General features: G+C 38.5%; 15 protein-coding genes. 7 read left to right on the top strand and 8 right to left on the bottom strand.

Annotated features, from left to right (window positions below):
* The first annotated feature begins 638 nt into the window (after positions 1-638).
* Positions 639-848, top strand: coding sequence for a hypothetical protein (locus ACDX78_RS01495; RefSeq protein WP_486024733.1), 210 nt, complete (start codon positions 639-641; stop codon positions 846-848).
* Between the two features lie 147 nt (positions 849-995).
* On the opposite strand, the gene ACDX78_RS01490 is transcribed toward ACDX78_RS01495, so the two are convergent.
* From ACDX78_RS01490 to ACDX78_RS01470, 5 genes are all read right to left on the bottom strand, one after another.
* Positions 996-3,332 (bottom strand): glycerophosphodiester phosphodiesterase family protein, encoded by a 2,337-nt coding sequence (locus ACDX78_RS01490; protein WP_486024731.1) that lies wholly within the window; start codon positions 3,330-3,332, stop codon positions 996-998.
* Between the two features lie 279 nt (positions 3,333-3,611).
* Positions 3,612-4,412 carry a phosphonate ABC transporter, permease protein PhnE gene (gene phnE, locus ACDX78_RS01485; protein ID WP_486024729.1) on the bottom strand — a complete coding sequence of 267 codons (801 nt, stop codon included), beginning with the start codon at positions 4,410-4,412 and terminating at the stop codon, positions 3,612-3,614.
* Entirely contained in the window at positions 4,409-5,251 is an 843-nt protein-coding gene (gene phnE / locus ACDX78_RS01480) for a phosphonate ABC transporter, permease protein PhnE (RefSeq protein WP_486024728.1), read from the bottom strand. The genes phnE (ACDX78_RS01485) and phnE (ACDX78_RS01480) overlap by 4 nt, the downstream gene beginning before the upstream one ends.
* Positions 5,211-6,008 carry a phosphonate ABC transporter ATP-binding protein gene (gene phnC / locus ACDX78_RS01475; RefSeq protein WP_486024726.1) on the bottom strand — a complete coding sequence of 266 codons (798 nt, stop codon included), beginning with the start codon at positions 6,006-6,008 and terminating at the stop codon, positions 5,211-5,213. Before phnC ends, phnE (ACDX78_RS01480) begins: the two co-directional genes overlap by 41 nt.
* Before the next feature lie 19 nt (positions 6,009-6,027).
* Positions 6,028-7,023, bottom strand: coding sequence for a phosphate/phosphite/phosphonate ABC transporter substrate-binding protein (locus tag ACDX78_RS01470; protein WP_486024725.1), 996 nt, complete (start codon positions 7,021-7,023; stop codon positions 6,028-6,030).
* A gap of 207 nt (positions 7,024-7,230) precedes the next feature.
* Here ACDX78_RS01470 and sda point away from each other — a divergent pair, with 207 nt between their 5' ends.
* A complete protein-coding gene (gene sda / locus ACDX78_RS01465; RefSeq protein WP_486024724.1) occupies positions 7,231-7,404 on the top strand; it encodes a sporulation histidine kinase inhibitor Sda in 174 nt (57 codons plus the stop codon).
* Positions 7,405-7,406: 2 nt separating this feature from the next.
* Positions 7,407-8,108, top strand: coding sequence for a response regulator transcription factor (locus ACDX78_RS01460; protein ID WP_486024722.1), 702 nt, complete (start codon positions 7,407-7,409; stop codon positions 8,106-8,108).
* A gap of 29 nt (positions 8,109-8,137) precedes the next feature.
* Here ACDX78_RS01460 and ACDX78_RS01455 read toward each other — a convergent pair whose 3' ends face one another.
* Positions 8,138-9,277 (bottom strand): response regulator, encoded by a 1,140-nt coding sequence (locus ACDX78_RS01455; protein ID WP_486024721.1) that lies wholly within the window; start codon positions 9,275-9,277, stop codon positions 8,138-8,140.
* A gap of 173 nt (positions 9,278-9,450) precedes the next feature.
* Between ACDX78_RS01455 and ACDX78_RS01450 the strand changes: the two genes are divergently transcribed.
* Positions 9,451-12,960: a collagen binding domain-containing protein gene (locus tag ACDX78_RS01450; protein WP_486024720.1), complete on the top strand. Its 3,510-nt coding sequence runs from the start codon at positions 9,451-9,453 to the stop codon at positions 12,958-12,960.
* Entirely contained in the window at positions 12,957-17,357 is a 4,401-nt protein-coding gene (locus ACDX78_RS01445; RefSeq protein ID WP_486024718.1) for a Cna B-type domain-containing protein, read from the top strand. Before ACDX78_RS01450 ends, ACDX78_RS01445 begins: the two co-directional genes overlap by 4 nt.
* Before the next feature lie 98 nt (positions 17,358-17,455).
* Here the strand turns inward: ACDX78_RS01445 and ACDX78_RS01440 are convergent, their stop codons facing one another.
* Positions 17,456-18,379, bottom strand: coding sequence for a sensor histidine kinase (locus ACDX78_RS01440; RefSeq protein ID WP_486024716.1), 924 nt, complete (start codon positions 18,377-18,379; stop codon positions 17,456-17,458).
* Positions 18,380-18,420: 41 nt separating this feature from the next.
* Positions 18,421-20,514, bottom strand: coding sequence for a sensor histidine kinase (locus ACDX78_RS01435; RefSeq protein WP_486024714.1), 2,094 nt, complete (start codon positions 20,512-20,514; stop codon positions 18,421-18,423).
* Positions 20,515-21,325: 811 nt separating this feature from the next.
* Between ACDX78_RS01435 and ACDX78_RS01430 the strand changes: the two genes are divergently transcribed.
* Together ACDX78_RS01430 and ACDX78_RS01425 are read left to right on the top strand one after the other, a co-directional pair.
* Positions 21,326-22,000 (top strand): response regulator transcription factor, encoded by a 675-nt coding sequence (locus ACDX78_RS01430; protein ID WP_486024875.1) that lies wholly within the window; start codon positions 21,326-21,328, stop codon positions 21,998-22,000.
* On the top strand, positions 21,997-22,233 hold the full coding sequence (locus tag ACDX78_RS01425; RefSeq protein WP_486024712.1) for a hypothetical protein: 237 nt from the start codon (positions 21,997-21,999) through the stop codon (positions 22,231-22,233). Before ACDX78_RS01430 ends, ACDX78_RS01425 begins: the two co-directional genes overlap by 4 nt.
* Positions 22,234-22,313: the final 80 nt, after the last annotated feature.

The following is a 22,313-nucleotide window of genomic DNA, read 5'->3' as shown; positions in this document are numbered from 1 at the left end:
TATGATTATAAGTAACTTAGGAAGTGCACCTTGGACTTCTGCTGCAGGAAATCTTGAATATATAGCCGTTTAGCTCGGTGTTTGCCTCATCATTTTTCACTTCTTTGCGATGCTGCTTAGCTATTTTATGAAAATAAAATTCAGCATGGGGTTGATTGTTAAAACCATTGCTCTTTCTGTCTTTTTTGGAGTTTTCATTGATTTGTTTATGTATTTACATCAATTGGTTTATGTACCAAATGATGTAGGCGCTCGTTATTATACTTATTTATAGGACTGAATTTAATTGCAGTCGCTGTATGCATTTATTTTCAATCAAGTTCAGTATACTTGCCAAGTGATTATGTAATGAAGGCATTCGGGAAACTGATGAAGAATTAAAGAACAGGTACTATTTTGTGTACGGCATTCCATTATCAATAGGTATTATTATCATTACTTATAGGTAAAATATAACTGGCATTGGTCCAGGAACATTGCTGTTTATGTTAGGAATGGGCTTCTAATAGATCAATATAATCGCTGGATTGTCATTCGCAGCGTTCCAGAGAAATTATACACTTAGAAAATCAGCGCGGGAAATCAAGTACTGCCATTTATTTACGCAATTCTAGTATACAGTTGAAGGGAATTTTGAGATGGTAATAAAAATTGGAAATCACACAATCACATCAGCAGCTATATTTAAAGTCATGTTTGTCATGGTGTTAATGGCCACAATAGGTCAGGTAATACTGAACATACTAACAGCAGAAAATATAATTACGGGTATGGTGGTTTTTTCAGCTGCTATCACCTGTGTATGTTACTATTTGAGTAAAGATGCGATCAGTAATGAAGTAGAATAATCTTTAGATTGTAGTCTGGATTGTAAGTATACGAAGCTTCATTAAGTACACAAAAATAGCCGAGGACACCAATCCACGGCTATTTTTAATTGAGCTAAACGATGATTTACTTGCTTTTATTTCAGTGAGTGACTAGGGCATCTCTTATTAATCCGAAACATTAACTCGGATCGGGTTAGAAACAATATTCCATTCTTTGCCAATCATTTCAAAATTATGGTTTACTAAAACATGTGCTGTACCAGGGGAAACCGCTGTGACCGTATTAGCATTTACTGCTACATTGTCTTGATTCAAAGCAGATAATAGCGTTGTTTCAATATTCTCTGTCTTACCTACACGAGGATTCAAGAATGCTTTAGCTTGTATAGTCGCAGATTTACCTACTTTAAGATTCCGCTTCTTAATTGGCGTATCAATGCGTACAGGTGCCTCTGTTAACCATTGAGTATAGTCGGTAATTGGACCTATCAGTCCCTGCTTTAATTGGTCTTCCAATGCACCTTCGTCCCGGAATGTCCAATGCATGTTCATCATACCACGCTGTCTCATATATGTGATGAACTCCTGGGAAAGACTTCCGTAGCTGGCATTTAACCGCACACCATGGTTGGTGGCATAATTCAACATTTCTTCTGCATCTGCAATTTTTTGTTCTGGAGTCGCGGGTACGCCGGAAGAATATAAATATCCTACCGTGATCTCCGGGTTTAATTTTCTCAGCTTAAGTACACTTTCCATATCGAAGCTTTGAAGAACCACGTGATCCTCCATTCCAACTTCCTCAATTTCTCTCAGTACTTGCTCTTCGATACCTACATCTTTTAATTCTACAAGCAATACCACGTCACGGTCTTTAAATCCTTCCAAAAATTCGATTAAGGTTGGTACCCCTTCCCCTTCGAATTCCGGGCCAAAGTAAGAGCCTGCATCTAACGCTTTAATTTCTTCCAAAGTCAAATCCGACACATTGCCTGTCCCATCCGTAGTACGGTTCACAGTAGTATCATGCATAATGACAATATGACCGTCCTTGGTTGCTTGGATATCCGTTTCTATTAAATCTGCACCCAATTCATATGATAGCTCATAGCCGGCCATCGTATTCTCAGGTGCCAGAGAAGGGACGCCCCGATGTGCAACGACAATAGGCCTTTGTACTAAAGTATTTGCCGGATATTTGTTATATGCCTCCACTGCAGAGAGTGCATCTTCGCTAATAATCCCATCGACACCGGAATGAATTAATGCATGCGCCTCATCAATAGTGTTTCCGCCTATTCCCCAGACTGAAATCGCTCTGCTGTGTAAATAGTAAATATTTTCATTGTCCAATAGATTTTGCGGGATCGCAGCTGTAGTAGATTTCGTACGATTTATATCTTTTACCAATTGATTCAGATCATGTTTATTGAAATGGTTACGATCATAAAGGATTGTTCCTCTTGCAGTTGGATAGGATTCTTTAATCTCTTCAATAATTTCAGGTTTAGTTGACATGACATGCACATCTTTTAAGGAAGAAGCTTTTAGGGCTGTAATAACCCCTTCTGCATGCGCGTCATCTTCTATCTGGATAACAGGGATAACCTCTCCGTTTACAGATTGTAAAAGATCTGACAACAGCTCATTTTCCACTGTGACATCTCCATTATCATCCAGATCTGTTTGGAGCACCATAGATGAAACACCATTTTCAGTAAATTCATCCAGATTTTCCGGAAGATTTTGGGAGATAACAGTTGGTGCGTTTAACATATTTGTTTCAGGCTCATTTGGCAAATATGCTTCAGAGCTTTGGAGCGGCGGCAATTCTTCTGTTTGTGTAGTTACCAGTACATTATCAAATTCTACTATAGCCCCGGAAACCTGGAAACCGATGTCCCCGTCATTCCACTCTATTGCTGCATCAGTATCAATAAATAATTGATCATTAACAAACTGCTGCACACGACTTCCTTTAACAATTACTTTTAAACGATAGGTTTCGTCATATTGAAAGTCTTCGGTATAAAAGGTTTTTTCCTGTACATCCCAGGCGTTATTTTCGGTTCGTATCGCGAACTCTAGTCCGTTTAATGCAGATGTTCCGCGACGCACTGCGAACTGATAATAAGGATAGTCTTCGTTTTGCACACGATACATGAGGGAAACCCAACGCGCATCATTAACAGCTGATTTAAAAGTCACATCTGCTTCAAATACATAATCTCCTGTACCTTCCTCCATAGGAATAAGTACACGAGCAGGATCTGAAATATTAGGGGATGAAAGTTCAAGCTTGCCATTTACTGCCCCGGCTTCCCCTTGAACCACTCTCCATTCATCAGGTAAAGCGCCATCTTCCAGATGATCAAAGTCTTCTTCTACTAGTTTCTCTTCTTCACTCGCAATAACGGAATTTGCATCAATGGAAATAACCCCTGCAATAATGACTGCTGCCATTATGGATAATAAGATATGCTTAACTTCTCCAAATTTCAATATAATTCCTCCCTGTGCCTTTAAATATTTATCGTACTGAAACCACAAATGATGTCGCATCATGTGGTGTAAATGCAAATTCTAAAAATACTCCTTTCCTGCTTATTTTTCTTAGTACTTATTATTATAAAGAGTCACTGTAAAGGGATTATAAAATTAGTTTAAATAACATGTAAATTCTGAACAAAAGTAATTACATATAGTTTAAACTGTGACTAAACTCCAGTTGATAGATCGACAAAATTCGAGTGAATGTTGGGAGTGACACAGGCACCTATATTATTTACTCGCCTTCATGGTCGCCAGTTCTGCACGCTGTTTAAGAAACCGGGTGAAATACTCAGCTCCCAATACCATCAGGAACATGACAATAGTTATACTGAGCATCTCGTCATAAGCAATCATACGCGAAGCACGGACGAGTTCCCATCCAATACCGCCTGCACCTACTACACCGAGGACAGCAGCATAGCGAAGGTTGATATCGAATCGGAAAACGGACCATGAAATAAAAATACTCATAATCATAGGTATGACACCTTGCATAATTACCTGAAATCGAGTACCGCCTGTTGATTTAATTGCCTCAATGACACCATTATCAATTTCTTCAATCGATTCAGCATATACCTTCACAAGCATGCCAATACTATTTACAGCTAAAGCCAGTATGCCTGGTGTAGGACCAAGTCCCACAGCAATAATAAATAGAAGTGCCCAAATTAACGCTGGAACTGCTCTTACAAACGCTGCAAAACCTTTGATTGCATAACTGATTGATATGTGTGGTGCCATATTTTTAGCTGCAAAGAAAGCTAGTATGATCGAAAATACAATTCCCCACACAGTTCCCAGTACAGCAATTTGTAATGATTCAACTGCAGCACCCAATATATTGATTGGTTCATCCAGCACAGGCGGAAGCATATTATTGAGCAAGTTTTGTGTCCGTGAGAAGCTGTTTAATATTTTTTCCGGGACGATTTCCAACTGGAGTAGGCTAACAATAAAGAAAACCCCAGCTCCCCCCCAAGAAATCCATCTAGTAAGTTTATTTTTCTGTTCTTTCATTTCCCTCATAAAATCTTCTCCCGTATTTTTGCTGTAGTAAACTCAACGAGCAGAATGAGCACGAAAATCATTAAGATGCCAACAGTCGCCTCCTGGTATTGAAACAAGCTAATGCTTCCTTCCAGGGCATAACCAATTCCACCTGCACCTACCACTCCCAATACTGCGGCCTCCCGTATGTTTAAATCCATTTTATATAAAGACCACGAGACAAAGCCTGGTTTAAATTGAGGCCAAACACCTTGACCTATTGTTTGAAACCAATTTGCACCGGTCGCTCTGACAGCATCTATCTGATGCTGATCAATTTCTTCCAGCAAATCAGCAAATGCTCGCCCAAGTATGCCGATCCCCGACAATCCTAAAGCTAAAGTGCCTGCTAATGGTCCCAACCCTATAGCAGCAACTAAAAGTATCCCCCAAACAATAGCTGGTATAGAGCGTAAGAAGGTGATAAATGACCGGCTTAAAAATGCGATAACAGGGTGAATGGTAGTACTTCGGGCTGCCATCACACCAAACATTAAAGAAAAAAACACAGAAAAAAATAATCCTATATAACTCATATATAATGTGTCCAATGCCGGACCAATAAATGACCCAATCGTAGATAAATCAGGAGGCAGCATATCCTGAAAGATAAAAACAGAAATATGAGCAGTACCCAAAAAAAGATCCATCATATTAAAATTTGTACCAATCCAGGACCATATCACCAATACGGCGATAATAGTCCAGATGATGAAACGATTATGAAGTAATTGCTTTTTCCTGCGATTGAATTCTCTGTACTTTTCCTCATAACGGTTAAGCGTATAATTCTCCACTGCGTAAGGAGGTGTATTCATTTTTTTGCGCCTCCTTATAATATATATGCTCAATCGTTGACTTAGAGAGTTCGCCGGGGTGACCATCAAATACAACTTCTCCTGTCTTAATGCCTACAATGCGATCTGCGAAGTGTTTGGCGAAATCTACCTGATGCAGATTGACAATGGTTGTTATACCATCCTCTTCACTTATTTTTTTCAAATACTTCATCACATTTTCTGACGAAGCAGGATCAAGACTGGCAATCGGTTCATCTGCTAATATAAGAGAGGGTTTTTGCGCAATGGCCCTAGCTATACCTATACGCTGCTGCTGACCACCACTGAGTTCATCCGCTCTTTTAAATGCATGTTCACTCAAGCCAACCCGTTCTAAAATACGAAAGGCTTCCATTAAGTCGTTTTTCGAAAACCTTCCGAATGCGCCTTTAAAAGTAGACATATAACCGAGTCTTCCATGGAGTACATTGCGAATGGTGTTAGATCGATTTATAAGGTTGTATCCTTGGAATATCATCCCAATTTGACGGCGAATTAATCTCAAATTTTTTCCTTTAGCTATAGTAATATTTTTATCCTGAAATACAACATCACCGTAGGTTGGAGGGTTCAAATGGTTTATGGAACGTAAGAATGTACTTTTTCCGGCGCCACTGGGTCCAATGATAGAGACCAGCTCACCCTGTTTGAATGAAAGTGAAATCTTTTTTAATGCTTCTGTTCCATCAGGGTATACTTTCGACAAATCCCTTGTTTCCAGAAAAACTTCCGCCATAGCATATTCTCCTCTGTTATTATTCTAACAATTCTTCAGGACTCATCCCTAAGTTTTCTGCTGTGTTACGCACCACGTCGTAGGCTTCATCTTCAATAGGATAAAAACCGCTGATGCCTCTTTCTTCAAAAAACTGTTCATCTTCATAGGAAAAATAAAATTCACTGATTGCTTCTTTTAGGTCTTCCGGAAGTTCTGCCCGATAAGCATCAGGTCCACGGGGAATGTCATCAGAAGCAGAAATAATTTTAAAGTCTTCCTTATCTATTTGCCCTTGATCGAGCATCGCATCCATGACATCGGTTGCTATTGCTGCTCCATCCACATCTCCATTGATAACTGATAAAATGGATGCATCGTGACTTCCCGAAAAGCTAACATTTCCAAAGAATGTATCTACTTCATCATTGGTGACGCCTATTTCATCAATGACAGCTGATCGAGGAAAAATATGTCCCGAAGTAGATGCAGGATCTACAAACAAGAAGTCTTTTCCTTCCAAATCAGCAAGTTCTTCATCCTCTGAATCTGCCGGTACAATAAATGCACTTTGATATGTAATATCATCTTCACTTTCTGCACCAATTGAAAATACTTCAGCCCCGCTCCGTTCATTTGCCAAAACATATGCAAAAGGACCAAAGAAAGCTATATCGACATGTTCATTGTTCATACCTTCAATAATCGCGTTATAGTTTGTCCCCATAAATACTTCTACATCAATTCCCAGCTCTTCACCTAATGCTTCTCCAAAGCTCTCTACGCGAGGTGACACAGAAGTCTGATCTTCAGAAGGTACAACACCCATAACAATTTCTTCAGGCCAGTTTGCAGAAGTTTCTTGTTCTGTTTCTTCCTCTGCTGCAGCTTCATTTTCCACATCTTCACTTTCTGTATCTTCATTGTCAGAAGGTTCCTCTGTTCCATCATCTTCTGAACCACATGCGGCCAATAATAGAACAGCCATTAGAAAGCTTAATAATAGAACCAGCCGTTTTTGTTTAAATATCTTCATTTGAAATTCCTCCTCTTAAGTTTGTATATCTTTCTTTACACACCAATTCTATAGACCTATTATTCAACTAGTTTTAATTTACTGTTAACTTTTATTAAGGTTTAGTAAACTAAAATTTACAATAGCGGCCAATTCGGAAACAATTGTTAAGAAATTGTATAGAAGTAAAATGTATTCTGACAGAGAAAATATGATTAGGGTGAAGCTGTGTTGAGTTCTTATTTAACAAAAAATAGAAGCATAACTTTTTCTTTTTTGAGCGATAAACAACTGTTAGAAGCGTATAACAAGGCTTTGAAATTAAAACTTCATAATGATTTCATATTTATGCTTAAAATGGAAATAAATAATAGAAACATAAAAATTAAGAAAGAATGTTGAAGATGATAAAATTATTACTTATTGCCCATGATGGGATTTTTAATAAAGGATTGCGCTTAATGATTGATAAAGAAAATGATATGAAAGTGATAGGAACAGCTACAAATGAAAACCAAATAATGAAGATGGTAAAAGAACAGAGACCGGATGTTGTATTGCTTAATACAGAGATTTCTAGTGTTAGCGATGTAATTAAAATGACTGATTTTATAAAGAAAACACTGGATCAGGCGAAAATAATTTATTTATTGCCATCCTCAAATAAGAAGGTCATTATCGAAGGGATAGAAGCGGGTGTCGAGGGATTCCTATTAAGTCAATTAAATTACAAAAATTTGGTTCACTCCATTCGTGATGTCAGTAATGAGGATTATGTCATTTCCGGTGAGATTGCTAAAATAGTAATCAACCATGTTAAAATGCCTAACCTGGATAAAAAGGAAATAATGAATCAAAAACTGAAAAATAAAGGTGTATATCCTACAAAACGAGAATTGGATATTATTTATCTCCTGTTTAAGGAAAAGACAAACAAGGAGATGGCGGAGATGCTTCAATTGAGTGAAAGTACTGTCAGGGATTATGTCAGTAATACATATAGTAAAATAGGAAAAAATAATCGAAATGAAGTAATTGATTTTTTACATGAATTGATGGGGTATGATGAACGCGCCACTAAGCACGATAGAAAGAATGCAAAATAAAGCTTCAAGTAAAGCCCGCACCGCGCAGGTCAGGGCTTTACTTGAGTTTGCCTTGTTTTCCATTGTTTGAACCATTTGCTCACATGGGGACTCACTTCTAAACCGAGTTCTTCCAGTGCATTAGCCAATTGATAATACTGCCGGTCTATTTGTAAACTGAATCCCAACCTGCTATATATTTTCATTAATGAAAATTGAGCATCTTCTTCTTCCGGGCTGGTGGTACAAATTTTAACAAACCACGTTTTTGCCTTTTCCATATTATCCTGATTCTCATAGTAGCCTGCCATTTGATAAGCAGTTTTCAGCCATAACTGCACTAACCGATGCCGTTCTGCCTCGGCCCATAAGTATTCATATTCCTTTAAAAAAGGCCCCGTATATAATTTCATATTTTTTTCATAGCTAATTATCGTTTCTGAGTTAATCGGTGGAGCGAAACTTATTTTTCTCTCCCACTCAACGAGATCAATGAAAACATTTTTTGTGGACAAAACGTAGCCTTCTCCCATGTTTTTTATTTTGAAATGGGCGCTGTATTTATTTAAGGCTTTCCGTATGTGGTATATTGCTGTATATAATTGTGAGTAAGCCCTGTCTTCTTGAAAATCTGTCCAAAGTAATTCGATTAGTTCGGATTTACGAACCGTTTTGTCGCAGTGATGAAGTAAATAAAGAAATAATTCCTTCGTTTTTGTTGTTCGCCACTTAATGATTTCAGGTTTATTTTTTGTTAATTCGAAACTCAGCTCCCTGGATACATTTACCCGCAGCATATTATTTTTAACTAATGGTTTATGTATTTGCTTATTTGCCTTCAATTCCACTCTTTCCATCGTTTTTTTCAACCGATTTAATTGAAGGGGTTTAAGCAAATAGTCTAATGCATTTAAGTCAAATGCTTGCACGGCATAATCGTTAAAAGCGGTGACAAAAACAATGGAAATATCTGCATCAATTTCCAGTATTTTTTCTGCAAGTTCAAGCCCATTAATCTCAGGCATTTCTATGTCTAAAAATACAACATCAACTTCCTCTAGGTGAGCAGCATCTTTCTCGATGTCCAAGTAATTAAATGTCCCTATGACTTCAATACTAGCAACCTTGTTTACCTGGTGTTCCAAAAAATCCAAAGCGAGTGCTTCGTCATCAACAAGAATTGCTTTCACAATGATACCCCCAGTCTGATATATTCCTTAATTTCATTATACATTACAAATTACGTTTTTTTAAGGTGTTGTAGATAATTTGTAGAGGATTATCTTATACAATGTTCTTCTGGGTAGGAAAATAGAACCACCCAATACTGAATAAAATGTACTGAAGAAAGGGGTATGTTGAATTGAACAAAAGATTAAGCATTCTGTTTATATTTATGCTGGTCTTTCAGACGGTTTCCAGTAGTTTGTTTTTACCTTCGCAAGCTGTAGCGGAAGGGTCGGAACAAAGTATTTTTACTGGAGTATCGTACACTGATGAAGATGGAAATGCCATAAATATTGACGAAATGGATGACGAATCAGCAGTGAATGTGCATGTTGATTGGTCCATTGCGCATGTAGAGATTGAAGCAGAGCATACCGAGTCTCTATCCCTTCCTGAAGGATTGCTTGTGGAAGAGGAGCAGCAGGGAGTATTGTCAGATGCAGAAGGTGAGACGGAAGTTGGAGCTTATCAGGCTGCGATAGATGGAGCGGTGACGGTTAGTTTTAATGAAGCAATTACTGAAAATCCTGAAGCAGAAGGAACTTTTGTTGTAGATGCAGTAGCGGTTGAGCAACAATTGGATCAGTCGGAAGAAGCTGTGGAAGAAGAGGATTCAGTAGGGAATCAAGAGGAAGAAGTAGCAGAAGAAACAACAGAAGAATCTATAGAAGAGGGCTTAACTGAAGAAAGAACAGAGAAAGCCAACGAAGAAGAAGTTGTAAATCATGAATCTGAGGCAAACGAAGTCAGTGAGGAAGAAGGCACCACAACTTCTGCTTTTTCAGAAGTACAACCCCTTACTGATTTAGGAAATATCTTTACCTTTGATAGTTTGACAATTAACGAAGAAGATGTTCAAGATGGTGACGTTATTTCAATAGATGAAGATACTATTGCAAACCTTAGATTTAACTGGAGTACAGAAGGGCTTAATGCTCGTGATGGAGATACAGCCGAAGTTCGTCTTTCTGATGCGTTTGAGATAGTAACTACACCACTTGATAACATCATTGTTGAAGGAACGGTTGTAGGTACTTATCATGTTGAAAATGGCGTCCTGAAATTTGTATTTAATGAGAATGTCGAAAATGATAATGTCCGAAACGGATACGTCGATCTCGGCTTAGAATTCGATTTAGAAAAATTCAGGGAAAATATTGAACAAGAAATTCCATTTAGCGATAATGATGAAACCAATATCACTGTTATCGCTCGACCAAATATAGACCACAGCGGTATTGAAAAGGAAGGACATCCAGATACGCAGCATGATGCAAGAGAAATCACATGGACGATCGATGTGCTCAATACAAATGATGAAGAGATAACCGATGCAACATTAGCGGATAATATTCCAAGTGGATTAGGCGAAGCTAGAGATTTTGTTATCCATAAGCTAAGCATTGGCTATGATGGAGATGTTAGAGAAGGTGCTGATGTAACTTCAGCTATAAATCCATCTGAATTCTCAATTGAATTAGGTGAAATTGCACCTTTTAATGGATATCGCGTCCAATATACGACAGCCATCGAAAATTATGCAGCAGAATCGTTTACTAATGATGCAACGTTTGCATATGGTGAGGAATCTTTACCAGCCGATGCTACAGTTGGAGGGTTGACAAGAAGTAATCCAATTGAAAAAGATGGTTGGCAAGTTGGAGATAGCGATGTAATTAAGTGGCAAATTGATGTGAATAAAAATGGAAGCTTAATTAGCGAGGCTATAGTAGAAGATAATCTCCCTTATGGATTAACAGTAGACCCAGATACTATCGAAGTAGTTAGAATTACACAAGATGGAGATAACTGGGTAGAAGGAGATCCCCATGAAGGTACGTTTACGGAATTCCCGATAAACTTAGGATCCTTAGGACAAGAGGATGCCTACCGAATTAAATTTGAAACAGCTGTTGATTGGGAAGAAGTCAACAGCGGAGAATACCTGGAAAACAACGGTTTCGAAAATGATGCAACGCTATATGACGGTGTTGATGAATTAAATGATGATCAAGCAACCGTTACTATAGAAAGAGATCCAATTCTTGAAAAAGTAGAAGTGGGTAATGTAGATTATGAAAACCGGACCGTTACATGGGAAGTTACAGTTAATGAGGCAAAACATCCATTAACTGATGTAACTGTTACAGATTACCTTCCAGAAGGGTTGGTTCTCGAGGAAGTTATCGTCACAGATGAAGATGGAGCAACTTTTGCTGATGCAAATTGGAATACCGAAGATGTTACTGATGGCGAGCATGCTGGAAAAACCGAGCTTACGATAAGTTTAGTAAATGTCGGTACGGAAACCATTACTATTAATTACACTACACGTATTGATGATTTCAATCTTAATGAGTTTACAAACACGGTTGGAATGACAGGTGAAGGGGTTGGTGAAGGTGGAGAAGAAAGAGAAGTCACTATTGTACCAAATGCAAACACCTATACGAAAAGTTTTGCTGGAATTGATTACAATGAGAAGACCATCGACTGGCGTTTGAATGTTAATCCTGTAAGGGAAGATATTCAGTCAGGATTTACTATAACAGATACTTTCCCAAATGATGGACTCATCTTGTTGCCTGATTCGGTTAATATTAAGCTTGGTAAGGATGATCTTGAAGAGGGACCAGACTATACTGTGGATGAAATTGAGGAAGGCTATCAAAATGGATTTACTATTACCTTTCACCAAGAGATAGCTGATGGAGAGTTAGTGGTCAATTTCACTACCTCATATGATCCTCAAGAAGAAATTGAGGGCAATTTCTTGATTCCTCATTCTAACGAAGACGAAGAAGTACTATATAGAAATAAAGCTGAATTTGATGGAACAACTGAGAATGGGAACACAGTTGATGAAGAAGATGATGCTTATTACGAAGTAAGAGAAGATTCTTGGAACAGTGGTAAGAAAGAAGGTCAACTAGTCCACTTTGATGAAGACGGTAATAGAGGTAATGGCTGGGTAAGCGGCAGCGAAAGAAAAATTGCTTGGCAGCTATATACGAACTACCAAGGACAAAACCTTGGTGAAAATGTTACTATTACAGATATATTAGACTATACAGGAGAAATTGATGATGATAGCATCAAGGTATCCGTTTATGATGTGAAATCTGATGGAACTACAGAGATTACTGGAACAGTACTTGAGCCAGAAAATTATGAGCTCGTTGTTACTGGTAATGAGTTCACTATTACCTTTGACAATGAAGTGACAGAAAGATATGTGGTGGAATTTACTACATCCGTACCAGATATTTCAGAATCAAAGTATACCAACAACGCAACTGTTGACGTTGATGGCGAGAAATATGATTATACTGCTACCGTTAACTATAGTAAGCACGATTACTTCCTGGAAAAAGGAGCAATCGATCTAACTGGTGATCAAGTATTCACAGGTGATGAAGTTGAGTGGCAAGCAACAGTTAACAAAAGTCTATCAATCATTCAGAATGCTGAGATTACAGATACAATTAGTTCAGGACATATTTATATAGAAGATAGTTTAGAAGTTTATAGATTACAAGACCAAGGCAATGTTTTAAAGCGGGAACTGATTATAATCTTGAGGTTGAACCAGCAACGGATGAAAATGATGAACCTACTGGAGAAACAAACCTGGTCATCAGTATGATTGGTGAGTTAGAAGACACACTAGTCTTACATTACACTACGGCTGTTACCGCAACTGATGGTAACATAAGTAATCGAATCTCCTTAGATGGAATTGGTATTGACAGGCAAACTCAAGAGTCCAGTCAATTAAGTGCCAGACAATTCTCTGATGCAGGTGGCGAATGGGCAAGGGATAGAGGAGCCTTAAGTGTTACGAAAGAAGATTCAGACACTGGAGAAATAATTACAAATGACACTACCTTTACGTTATGGTATGAGTTAAATGGTGAAAGAGTTCAATATACACAAGAAGAGTCATTTACTACAGATGAAGGTATCCTTCAAATTGGAAACTTACCTCTTAGAACTTATTATTTAGTAGAGGAAGAAGCACCACCAGGGTATGTTCTTTCTGAAGAAGAATTAGAACTGGTTGTTGATACAGCATATGATAATAATGAAGAGAATATTGTTTCGGATACCTTTGAAAATACAAAGGAAAAAACTGATGTAACAGGAACAAAAGTATGGGAAGGCGGAGAAACCGTCAGACCGGATTCTATTGAACTGCAACCATATAGAGATGGTGGAGCTTATGAATCCGTCAAACTGGAAAGTGGCGAAACTGAGTATACATGGACTGACTTAGATGTAACAGATATAGACGGAAACGAGTATGTATACACTGTCGATGAAGTAGAGGTTCCAGACCATTTTGAAAAGACGATTTCAGAAGATGGCTTGACAATTACAAACGAATATATAGTTGAACAAGTATCTGTTACCGTGAACAAGATATGGGATGATGCAGATAACCAAGACGGCATCCGTCCAGAATCAATTATAGTAAAATTATTGGCAGACGGTGAAGAAACAGATCAAGAGTTAACACTTGATGAAGATAATAACTGGGCAGGTTCATTTAATCGATTACCTGCAACAGATAGAGCAGGAAATGAAGTATCTTATACAATCGAAGAACTAGCAGTGAATGGTTATGAAAGTGAAGTTGAAACTGATGAGGATGATCCTTATAACTTCAATTTAACTAATACACATGAGCCGGAAAAAATTGACATAACAGGAACAAAGGTATGGGATGATGCTGATAACCAGGATGGTAATCGTCCAAGTTCTATCAAAGTTCAACTAGAAGCAAATGACGAACAGCATGGCGAACCTATCACGCTCCAAGGTCCCGATTGGTCGTATACATGGACTGAACTGGATGTCTATGCAAATGGGGAGCCAGTTGAATATACGATTGCAGAACTTGGCGTCCCAGAAGGCTATGAAGTAAATGTGAATAACGATGACCAAGAAAATATTGTAATTACAAATAGCTATGAACCAGAAACAACGGAAATAGCTATAAATAAAGTATGGGATGATGCTGATAATCAAGATGGTGTCCGCCCAAACAACGTAACAGTAAATTTATTAGGTAATGAAGAAGTTGTAAGCACAACCGTTCTAGATGAAGAGAATGAGTGGCAACATACATTCATAGATCTTCCAGTATATGAAAATGGTAATGAAATCAACTATAGAGTGACTGAAAATACAGTAATAGATTATCAACCTACTATTGAATTTACTGGAACAGAAGAAGAACCAGCTTACACGATAACAAACAGCTACACACCAGAAGAAACATCGGTAACAGTGACAAAATCTTGGGATGATGATAGTGACCGAGATGGAAATCGTCCAGAAACAATCGAAGTACAACTTTTAGCAGATGGTGAAGACTATGGTGATCCCGTAACATTAGATCAATCTGATTGGTCACATACGTGGGATGAATTAGATGCCAATGCAAATGGTGAACCAATCGAGTATACGGTCGAAGAAGTGAATGTTCCAGAAGGCTATGAAGTCTCTGTAGATGATACGGACCATGGAAATATTATAATTACAAACAGTTATGAACCCGAAACAACGGAAAGAACGGTTCGTAAAGCATGGGATGACGCAGAAAACCAAGACGGTGTTCGTCCAACCAACGTCGAAGTAAACCTAGTAGGTAATGGAGAAGTTGTCAGTACAACAGTTTTAGGTGATGAAAATGATTGGCAGCATACATTCTCCAACCTTCCAGTCAATGAAAATGGAGAAGAAATTAACTATAGAGTGACAGAAAATACAGTGGCGGATTATTCTCCTTCCATTGATCCAGATCCAAACAATGAAACTGGATTTGTCATCACAAATAGCTATACACCAGAAGAAACATCCGCTACCGTAACAAAAGCATGGAATGATGGAAATAATCAAGATGGTAACCGTCCTGAATCCATCCAAGTACAGCTTTATGGAAATGGTACGGAAGTGGATGAACCAGTAGATGTTACTGCAGCTGATGAGTGGACATATACATGGTCTGGCTTAGATGCTTATGCAGAAGGAGAAGCAATAGCATACACGGTTGAAGAATTAAATGTACCTGAAGAATATTCCGTAACAGTTAATAACAATGATCATGGTAATTTGATCATTACAAATAATTACACACCAGAAGTAACAGAAATACCTGTTACAAAAATATGGGACGATGGAGAAGACAGAGATCGCGTTCGTCCAAACAATGTAACAGTCACTCTTCTCGCAGATGGCAGAATTGTAGAAGGAGCAATATTAAACGAAGCACGAGACTGGGAGCATACATTCACCAATCTTCCTGTGTATGAAAATGGCACGGAGATTAATTACAGTGTGACGGAAAATACCTTTCCAGAATATTCTACATTTATTGAAGCAGATGAAGAAAATGAAAATGGTTTTGTAATAACAAACTCCTACACACCGGAAGAAACAACAGCAACCGTAACAAAATCCTGGAACGACGCCGATAACCAAGACGGTATTCGTCCAGAAGCCATTGAAGTTCAATTACTTGCAAATGGTGAAGCAACAGGAGACCCAGTAGAAATCACTGCAGATGCGGAGTGGAAGTATATTTGGGACGGCCTGCCATTAAACGCAGAAGGAGAACCGATTACCTACTCAGTTGAAGAACTAAATGTACCAGAAGGATATGAGACTTCTGTAAATGATGAAGATCACGGAAATCTCCTCCTTACAAACAGCTACACACCTGAAGAAATTGTAGTATCCGGAATGAAAACATGGGATGACGCCGACAATCAAGATGGCATTCGTCCAGAATCCATTACAGTGAATCTGCTTGCAAATGGTGAAATTATTGATTCAGAAGAAGTAACGCAAGTAACCGACTGGAATTATAGTTTCGAAAACTTGCCGAAATATGAAGCAGGTGAAGAAATAACTTACACGATCACAGAAGCAGCGATAGAAGGATACGAAACCGAAATAGACGGATTCAATATTACTAACACCCACACACCAGAAGAAATCGATATTTCAGGTACGAAAACATGGGATGACTCTGACAATCAAGACGGCATCCGATCAGACATAATCACAGTGAATCTGTTAGCAGATGGGAAGCAAGTTGATTCAGTTGAAGTAACAGGAGAAAATGGTTGGACGTATAACTTCACAGATCTGCCAAAATACGAAGCTGGTGAAGAGATTACGTACACTGTTACAGAGAATACTGTAGAGAATTACACACAAACAATTGAAGGTTTCGATATTACAAATCAATACACACCGGGACAAACAGCAGTAACTGTAACGAAAAACTGGGATGACGCTAATAATCAAGATGGTATCCGCCCAGAAAACATCGAAGTTCAACTAACAGCAGATGGTGAAAACCATGGTGATCCGGTAGAACTTTCTGAAGCGAACAACTGGACGCACACTTGGACAGAACTGGATGAAAAAGCAGCAGGAGAAACCATTGATTATTCAGTAGTTGAATTAACAGAAGTGCCTAAGTATGAAACAACAGTGAATGATGCAGATCATGGAAACATCATCATCACCAATGCCTACACACCGGAAGAAATAGAAATTTCTGGTACAAAGACTTGGGAAGATGTCGATAACGAGGACTACACTCGTCCGGAATCCATTACAGTTAATATTTTGGCAAATGGAGAAGTTGTTCATTCCATAAAAGTAACCGAAGCTGACGATTGGAACTACAGCTTCACAAACTTGCCGAAATACAAAGCTGGGAAAGAAATAGATTATTCTATTTCAGAGGATGCTGTAGAAGGATACGAATCTACAGTAGAAGGCTATGACATCACCAACACGCTCATACCTGAAGAAGAGGCAACGACACCAGGACCAACAGACAAACCAAGCGATTCTCAAAAAGATGACGTAACAGAAGTCTCAATTACGGGTGATGAAGCAGGTACAGGAGATCGCATGCCTGATACAGCAACAAATATCTACAATATACTTTTGATTGGTATGGCCTTGCTAGCTATCGGATTTGCGCTCATGATGATCTATCGTAAGCGAAAAGCAGTATGACAAATATAAACTACAAGAATAGGAATGCACAGCAAAAGCTGCCATGTACTGTAAAAAGTATATGGCAGCTTTTTTTGACATTACTTTGATAGTTACCATCATTTCGGCACCTGAAATCGCACGCTAGTCCCAGCACCAGGCTCACTCTCCATCTCCAACCCTCCCCCATACAGCTTTTTCAACCGTTTATTCGTATTAGCAACCCCAATTCCATTCAAGTGATGAGGCTGCTCATCAAGTATTTTCCGAATTTTCTCCTGTTCCATTCCAACACCTTCATCCACAACCGCAATTTCAAAGTGCGATTCCTGCTCGGTAATCCGTATTGTTACCGTTCCTCCATGTAATTGTTTAAGCACGCCATGTCTGACCGCGTTTTCCACAAGCGGCTGGATCGTTAATGGCGGGATATGAAAATCAAGATCATCTTCCATGTCCCACTCAATTTGTAATCGATCGCCAAATCGCTCCTGTTCAATATACAAATAGGACCTCGTCAATTCCAGCTCATTCTCAAGATGTGTTAGAGATCCCGTATTATTTGCATCGAAACTTCTTCGCAAATAATTTCCAAATTCATTCAGCAGCTTAGTCATTCTTTCCGTGTCTATTTCACTTAGTGACGCAATCGTATTTAACGTATTAAACAGGAAATGCGGCTGTATCTGGGATTGAAGCCAGGCCGCCTCCAGCCGGAGCTGCTCCTGGATGGATTGTTTTAAATTTGCCAGTGCTTTTACACGGGCAGATAATTCTAATGCTTCTACAGGCTTTACAATATAATCATTAGCACCGGCATGGAATCCGGCGGAAATATCCTCAAGCTTATCTCGTGCCGTAATCAGCAAGACAGGTAATTCGGAAATGGTATATTTGCTGCGAATGATTCGTGTTAATTCATAACCTGATATATAGGGCATCATCACATCAAAGATGACTAAATCCAATTCCCTGCCATCAATCAGATCCAGTGCTAATACCCCGCTCGTTGCAGTGATGACTTCATACTCTGTTGCAAGCATGGTTTTCATCACCCGTAAATTAACAGGATCATCATCTACGACTAAAATTTTGCTTTGTCTTCTCCTGATAAAGATACCCTTTCAGAAATAGACGGCTCAGCGTTCATTATCACCAATCCTCTGTCGTCATCAATGACAGCTGCAGTTTGCGATCTGCTCTTTATTTCTTCAGCAGTGCTTTTAGCCAAAGGCAGTGTAAAAGAGAAAACAGTACCTTTCCCAACCGTTGAGTCAGCAGAAATCTCTCCGCCATGTAATTCTATTAATTGTTTACAAATGTTCAGGCCTAAACCGATTCCGCCACCTTTGGATGTCATCCCCGAATCTTCCTGTTCATAAGGCAGGAAAACGTTATTTAGTGTTTCCTTACTCATGCCAACACCTGTATCTTTAACATAAACAGTGGCCATTTTATTTTTATGGTCAGCAGATACGGTGATCGTTCCGCTATTTGTATTTTTAACGGCATTATGCAGCAAATTAAACAGAATTTGAATGAGACGATTTTCATCTGCATGTACTTTCGGAAAAGAGCGTGGAATATCCATACGAAATTGAATTTCTTTTCTATCCGTCATAAAGTGCAACATATCTAAGGTGCCCAGGGATACGGTACGAAGATCTGTATTTTCTTTTTCCAGTATTATACGATGCTCCCGCAGCCGTGTGACATCAAGAAGATCATTAAGGGTAAATGTCATGTGCTGTCCAACACTCACCAGTAATTGTAAATTCTTCTTATTTTCCTCTGATAAATCTCCTTTTCTATCATCTAAAACAGTTTGTGCGATATTCATAACTCCATGCAACGGATTGCGTAATTCATGGGACGTGTTTGCTAAAAATTCATCTTTTTTCTTATCTGCTTGTTCCAGTTCATCAACGAGGTCTACCACTTGCTTATTTTGCCGGTAAAAACGTTTGAACCAGAAAACGGCGAATCCGAGAAATGCCATTAAGTAATCAAACGGATAAAAAGGTATTTCCACTGTTGAAACAGCTTTAATGAGTCCCCAAACAATACCTGAAGTCGTACCTACAACAACGATAGCAATGAAAATGGATTCATCTTTAAATCGGAAGTATTCCTTTAAAGCTAATGGTACAACAGCGACAAAGGAGATAAAATAAAGAATGAAAAACATTGTATTTATTTGAATTAAGTAATTCAATGGGAGAACGACAATAAGCAGTGCACAGATGCCATAAAGCACAGTCAACCAGCGAAAGCGTTTATATTCCTTGGAAATTCTTAATAAATTTCTCATGATTTGTACAAGAAATAACGCAGCTCCAAGATAGATGAGTTCTTTAAGCTTAAATGACCATTCATAATTTAAGTGCAACCATTCCATTGTAGCACTATCATATGTAAGCATCTCATCTATAGCCGGAAAGAGAAATCCAATGGCAAAAAAAAGCATGATTTTTTTCCGGGAAATGAAAATATATATGAGCAGACTATAAATACTATGGAGCACAAGAATAACTACCATAGTTATTAATAATACATCTTCAAGATTTTTACTGCTTGTTATAGCCTGTGATGTGCCAAATTTAATGGGACTGCTTATGCCAATACCTTCATTGGTATCGAAATTGGAAACCTGAAGCATAATATCGATTTCATTGCTTTCTTCTGAAAACGAAGCGACATATGGGTTGCCTTGCCCCCCATGATTATTTTCAACTGCAGCTACATCGCCGGACTGATCTATTAAATGACCATTTACAAATAGAGCAGAAGCGGTGTTCGCAGATGGCATGCGTATGGAAAATAAATGATCTGCATCTGCCGCTTCATCAACGAGAATCTTTAAATAATATGTACCAAATTGATGGGAATCCTCATCAGCACCTCCAGATATGTCTCGAATATTTTCACTTATATTAGAAGGAAGTTGCTGCGTGTTTTCTACTAAACTATCAGGGAAAAAAGCCCACTCCCCTTTAAGTGTAACAGTTTGGTCATCATTTAAATCATGCTCCCTTAAATCCAACAGTCCATCTTCGGCTACTGGCTGATCCGTTGTTGGGGCATGGTAAAAAAGCCATAGCAAACGAAAACCTGTTAAAGCCAGCATGATGGCTATTAATATGAAGATACTTTTTGTTTTATTTTTGTTTGGTGGCATAGTTAAATTCCTTTCATAGGCAGATAGGAAAGTATATACCTTCCTATGCTGTGGCCATGGTACAGTTGTTTTTCGCCCCACCGTAGTGACATTGGCTTCTAATTTAAGCTGATTTCATTCATACAAATCAAGTCTTTCTATAATAGACTTTGGAAGAGTGATTTGTCCCGCTTCCGAATAGTTTTTCATATTAACTTTCTTAGGGTGATCGGACGATGGATGGTAGATCATCCAGCCTGTTCGGAAAGTGGTTAATTTAAGAAAGAAGAATAAATTAATGAGGAAAGTTTTTCTTGATATCATCGGCTATTGGCAATCATGAACATGTTCCTTCCTTTGGTGGCGTATGTATTATCTTCATTATGAACCATACCCTTTCCCTTTACAAGCGCAATTTTTTAGTGATGGGATAGCCGCTTATGGTAACATAAAATATAGTATTGTCATCTTAGAAAAGTGGCGCGAGCTTATCCGCGAGGTGCCAATTTGCTGGCAGACTCGTATGCGGATATGACGTTTTACAGTGCTTGAAGTATACATGCTGCAAAGAGCGATCAGCATACGGAAAAAATTCATTGTAAAAACACTTAGTTCAAATGAAGGGATTCTAATAAAACGAAGACAGGCCACAAATGGAGGAAAAAGAATTAATGTGTTTCTCAATTAAATTCACATTGTTCATCTCCTGTTCATATTCCATTCATGTTTATTTGGTATTCTAAAAGTTCTGGATACGATTATCGATAAATTATTTCAGTAATGAATACGAATTGATATATTTAAAAAGAATAGGTGGGAAAGAGTGAACAAAATGGTTTCAATTCTTATCGTAGATGATGACATCAAAGTATGTAACCTGGTCGGAGACTTTCTTGATAAAGAAGGGTATCGTGTACAAAAAACTGTGAATGGTAAAGAAGCTTTACAAGTACTCGAAGAAAATGCTTGTGACCTTGCTATCGTAGACGTAATGATGCCCGGTATGGATGGCTTTGCGTTAACCTCCATTATTCGGGAGCAATATGATATTCCGATACTTTTGCTTACGGCCAAAAGCAGAATAGAAGATAAAGAAAAAGGATTTTTATCGGGAACAGATGATTACTTGAGTAAACCATTTGAGCCGAAAGAATTATTTTTTCGTGTGCAAGCATTATTAAGAAGATACAATAAGCCATTCGAGCAGCGCATTCAGGTTGGAAATTTGAAAATAAATAAAGTAAGCTATGAAGTGGAGATTAACGAGAAAACGCTAATGCTGCCTTTGAAAGAATTTGAGTTGTTATGCTTGCTGGCAGAACATGAGAAGCAGGTTTTTTCCAGAGAACATTTAATAGAAAAGATATGGGGGATGGACTTTGAAGGAGACGAGAGGACAGTGGATGTGCATATTATGCGTCTCAGGCAACGTCTGGAGTCCACCGGCAGCAAAGTAATGATTAACACGATCCGGGGCATCGGTTACGCACTGGAGGCTGAAAAATGATCAAGTCCTTATACAGTAAGCTGGCACTGACAACGATAGGGATCATTATCGCAAGCGGCCTCATCGCATTTTTCATATCCAACACATATTACCATCAGGTGCTCAAGTCTAAGAATGATGAAAAAAACTCCCGGATTGCCTTGGATATTGCTGCATACGCAGCCGGACAGGAACCGCTGGACCTAGAGGAATACTTATCCCATCAGCCATTGGATACCACATTTACATCATAGATGAACAGGGGGAAGCGCAATCCTTTGGTAAGCCCTTCCGTGAAACAGAGATAGCAAATGAAACAATTTCTGCTGTCATG

The sequence above is a fragment of the Virgibacillus oceani genome, from assembly GCF_041521345.1.
Lineage (GTDB): Bacteria > Bacillota > Bacilli > Bacillales > Amphibacillaceae > Virgibacillus_N > Virgibacillus_N oceani_A.
This window is presented reverse-complemented; position numbering and strand designations above follow the sequence as displayed.

Bases quoted from the DNA above. Each gene is read 5' to 3' on its own strand.
- phnE (WP_486024729.1), bottom strand. From the start codon at position 4,412: ATGAGGGAAATGAAAGAACAGAAAAATAAACTTACTAGATGGATTTCT.
- ACDX78_RS01495 (WP_486024733.1), top strand. From the start codon at position 639: ATGGTAATAAAAATTGGAAATCACACAATCACATCAGCAGCTATATTT.
- ACDX78_RS01425 (WP_486024712.1), top strand. From the start codon at position 21,997: ATGATCAAGTCCTTATACAGTAAGCTGGCACTGACAACGATAGGGATC.
- ACDX78_RS01435 (WP_486024714.1), bottom strand. From the start codon at position 20,514: ATGCCACCAAACAAAAATAAAACAAAAAGTATCTTCATATTAATAGCC.
- ACDX78_RS01440 (WP_486024716.1), bottom strand. From the start codon at position 18,379: ATGCTTGCAACAGAGTATGAAGTCATCACTGCAACGAGCGGGGTATTA.
- phnE (WP_486024728.1), bottom strand. From the start codon at position 5,251: ATGAATACACCTCCTTACGCAGTGGAGAATTATACGCTTAACCGTTAT.
- ACDX78_RS01460 (WP_486024722.1), top strand. From the start codon at position 7,407: ATGATAAAATTATTACTTATTGCCCATGATGGGATTTTTAATAAAGGA.
- ACDX78_RS01430 (WP_486024875.1), top strand. From the start codon at position 21,326: ATGGTTTCAATTCTTATCGTAGATGATGACATCAAAGTATGTAACCTG.
- phnC (WP_486024726.1), bottom strand. From the start codon at position 6,008: ATGGCGGAAGTTTTTCTGGAAACAAGGGATTTGTCGAAAGTATACCCT.
- ACDX78_RS01470 (WP_486024725.1), bottom strand. From the start codon at position 7,023: ATGAAGATATTTAAACAAAAACGGCTGGTTCTATTATTAAGCTTTCTA.
- ACDX78_RS01445 (WP_486024718.1), top strand. From the start codon at position 12,957: ATGATTGGTGAGTTAGAAGACACACTAGTCTTACATTACACTACGGCT.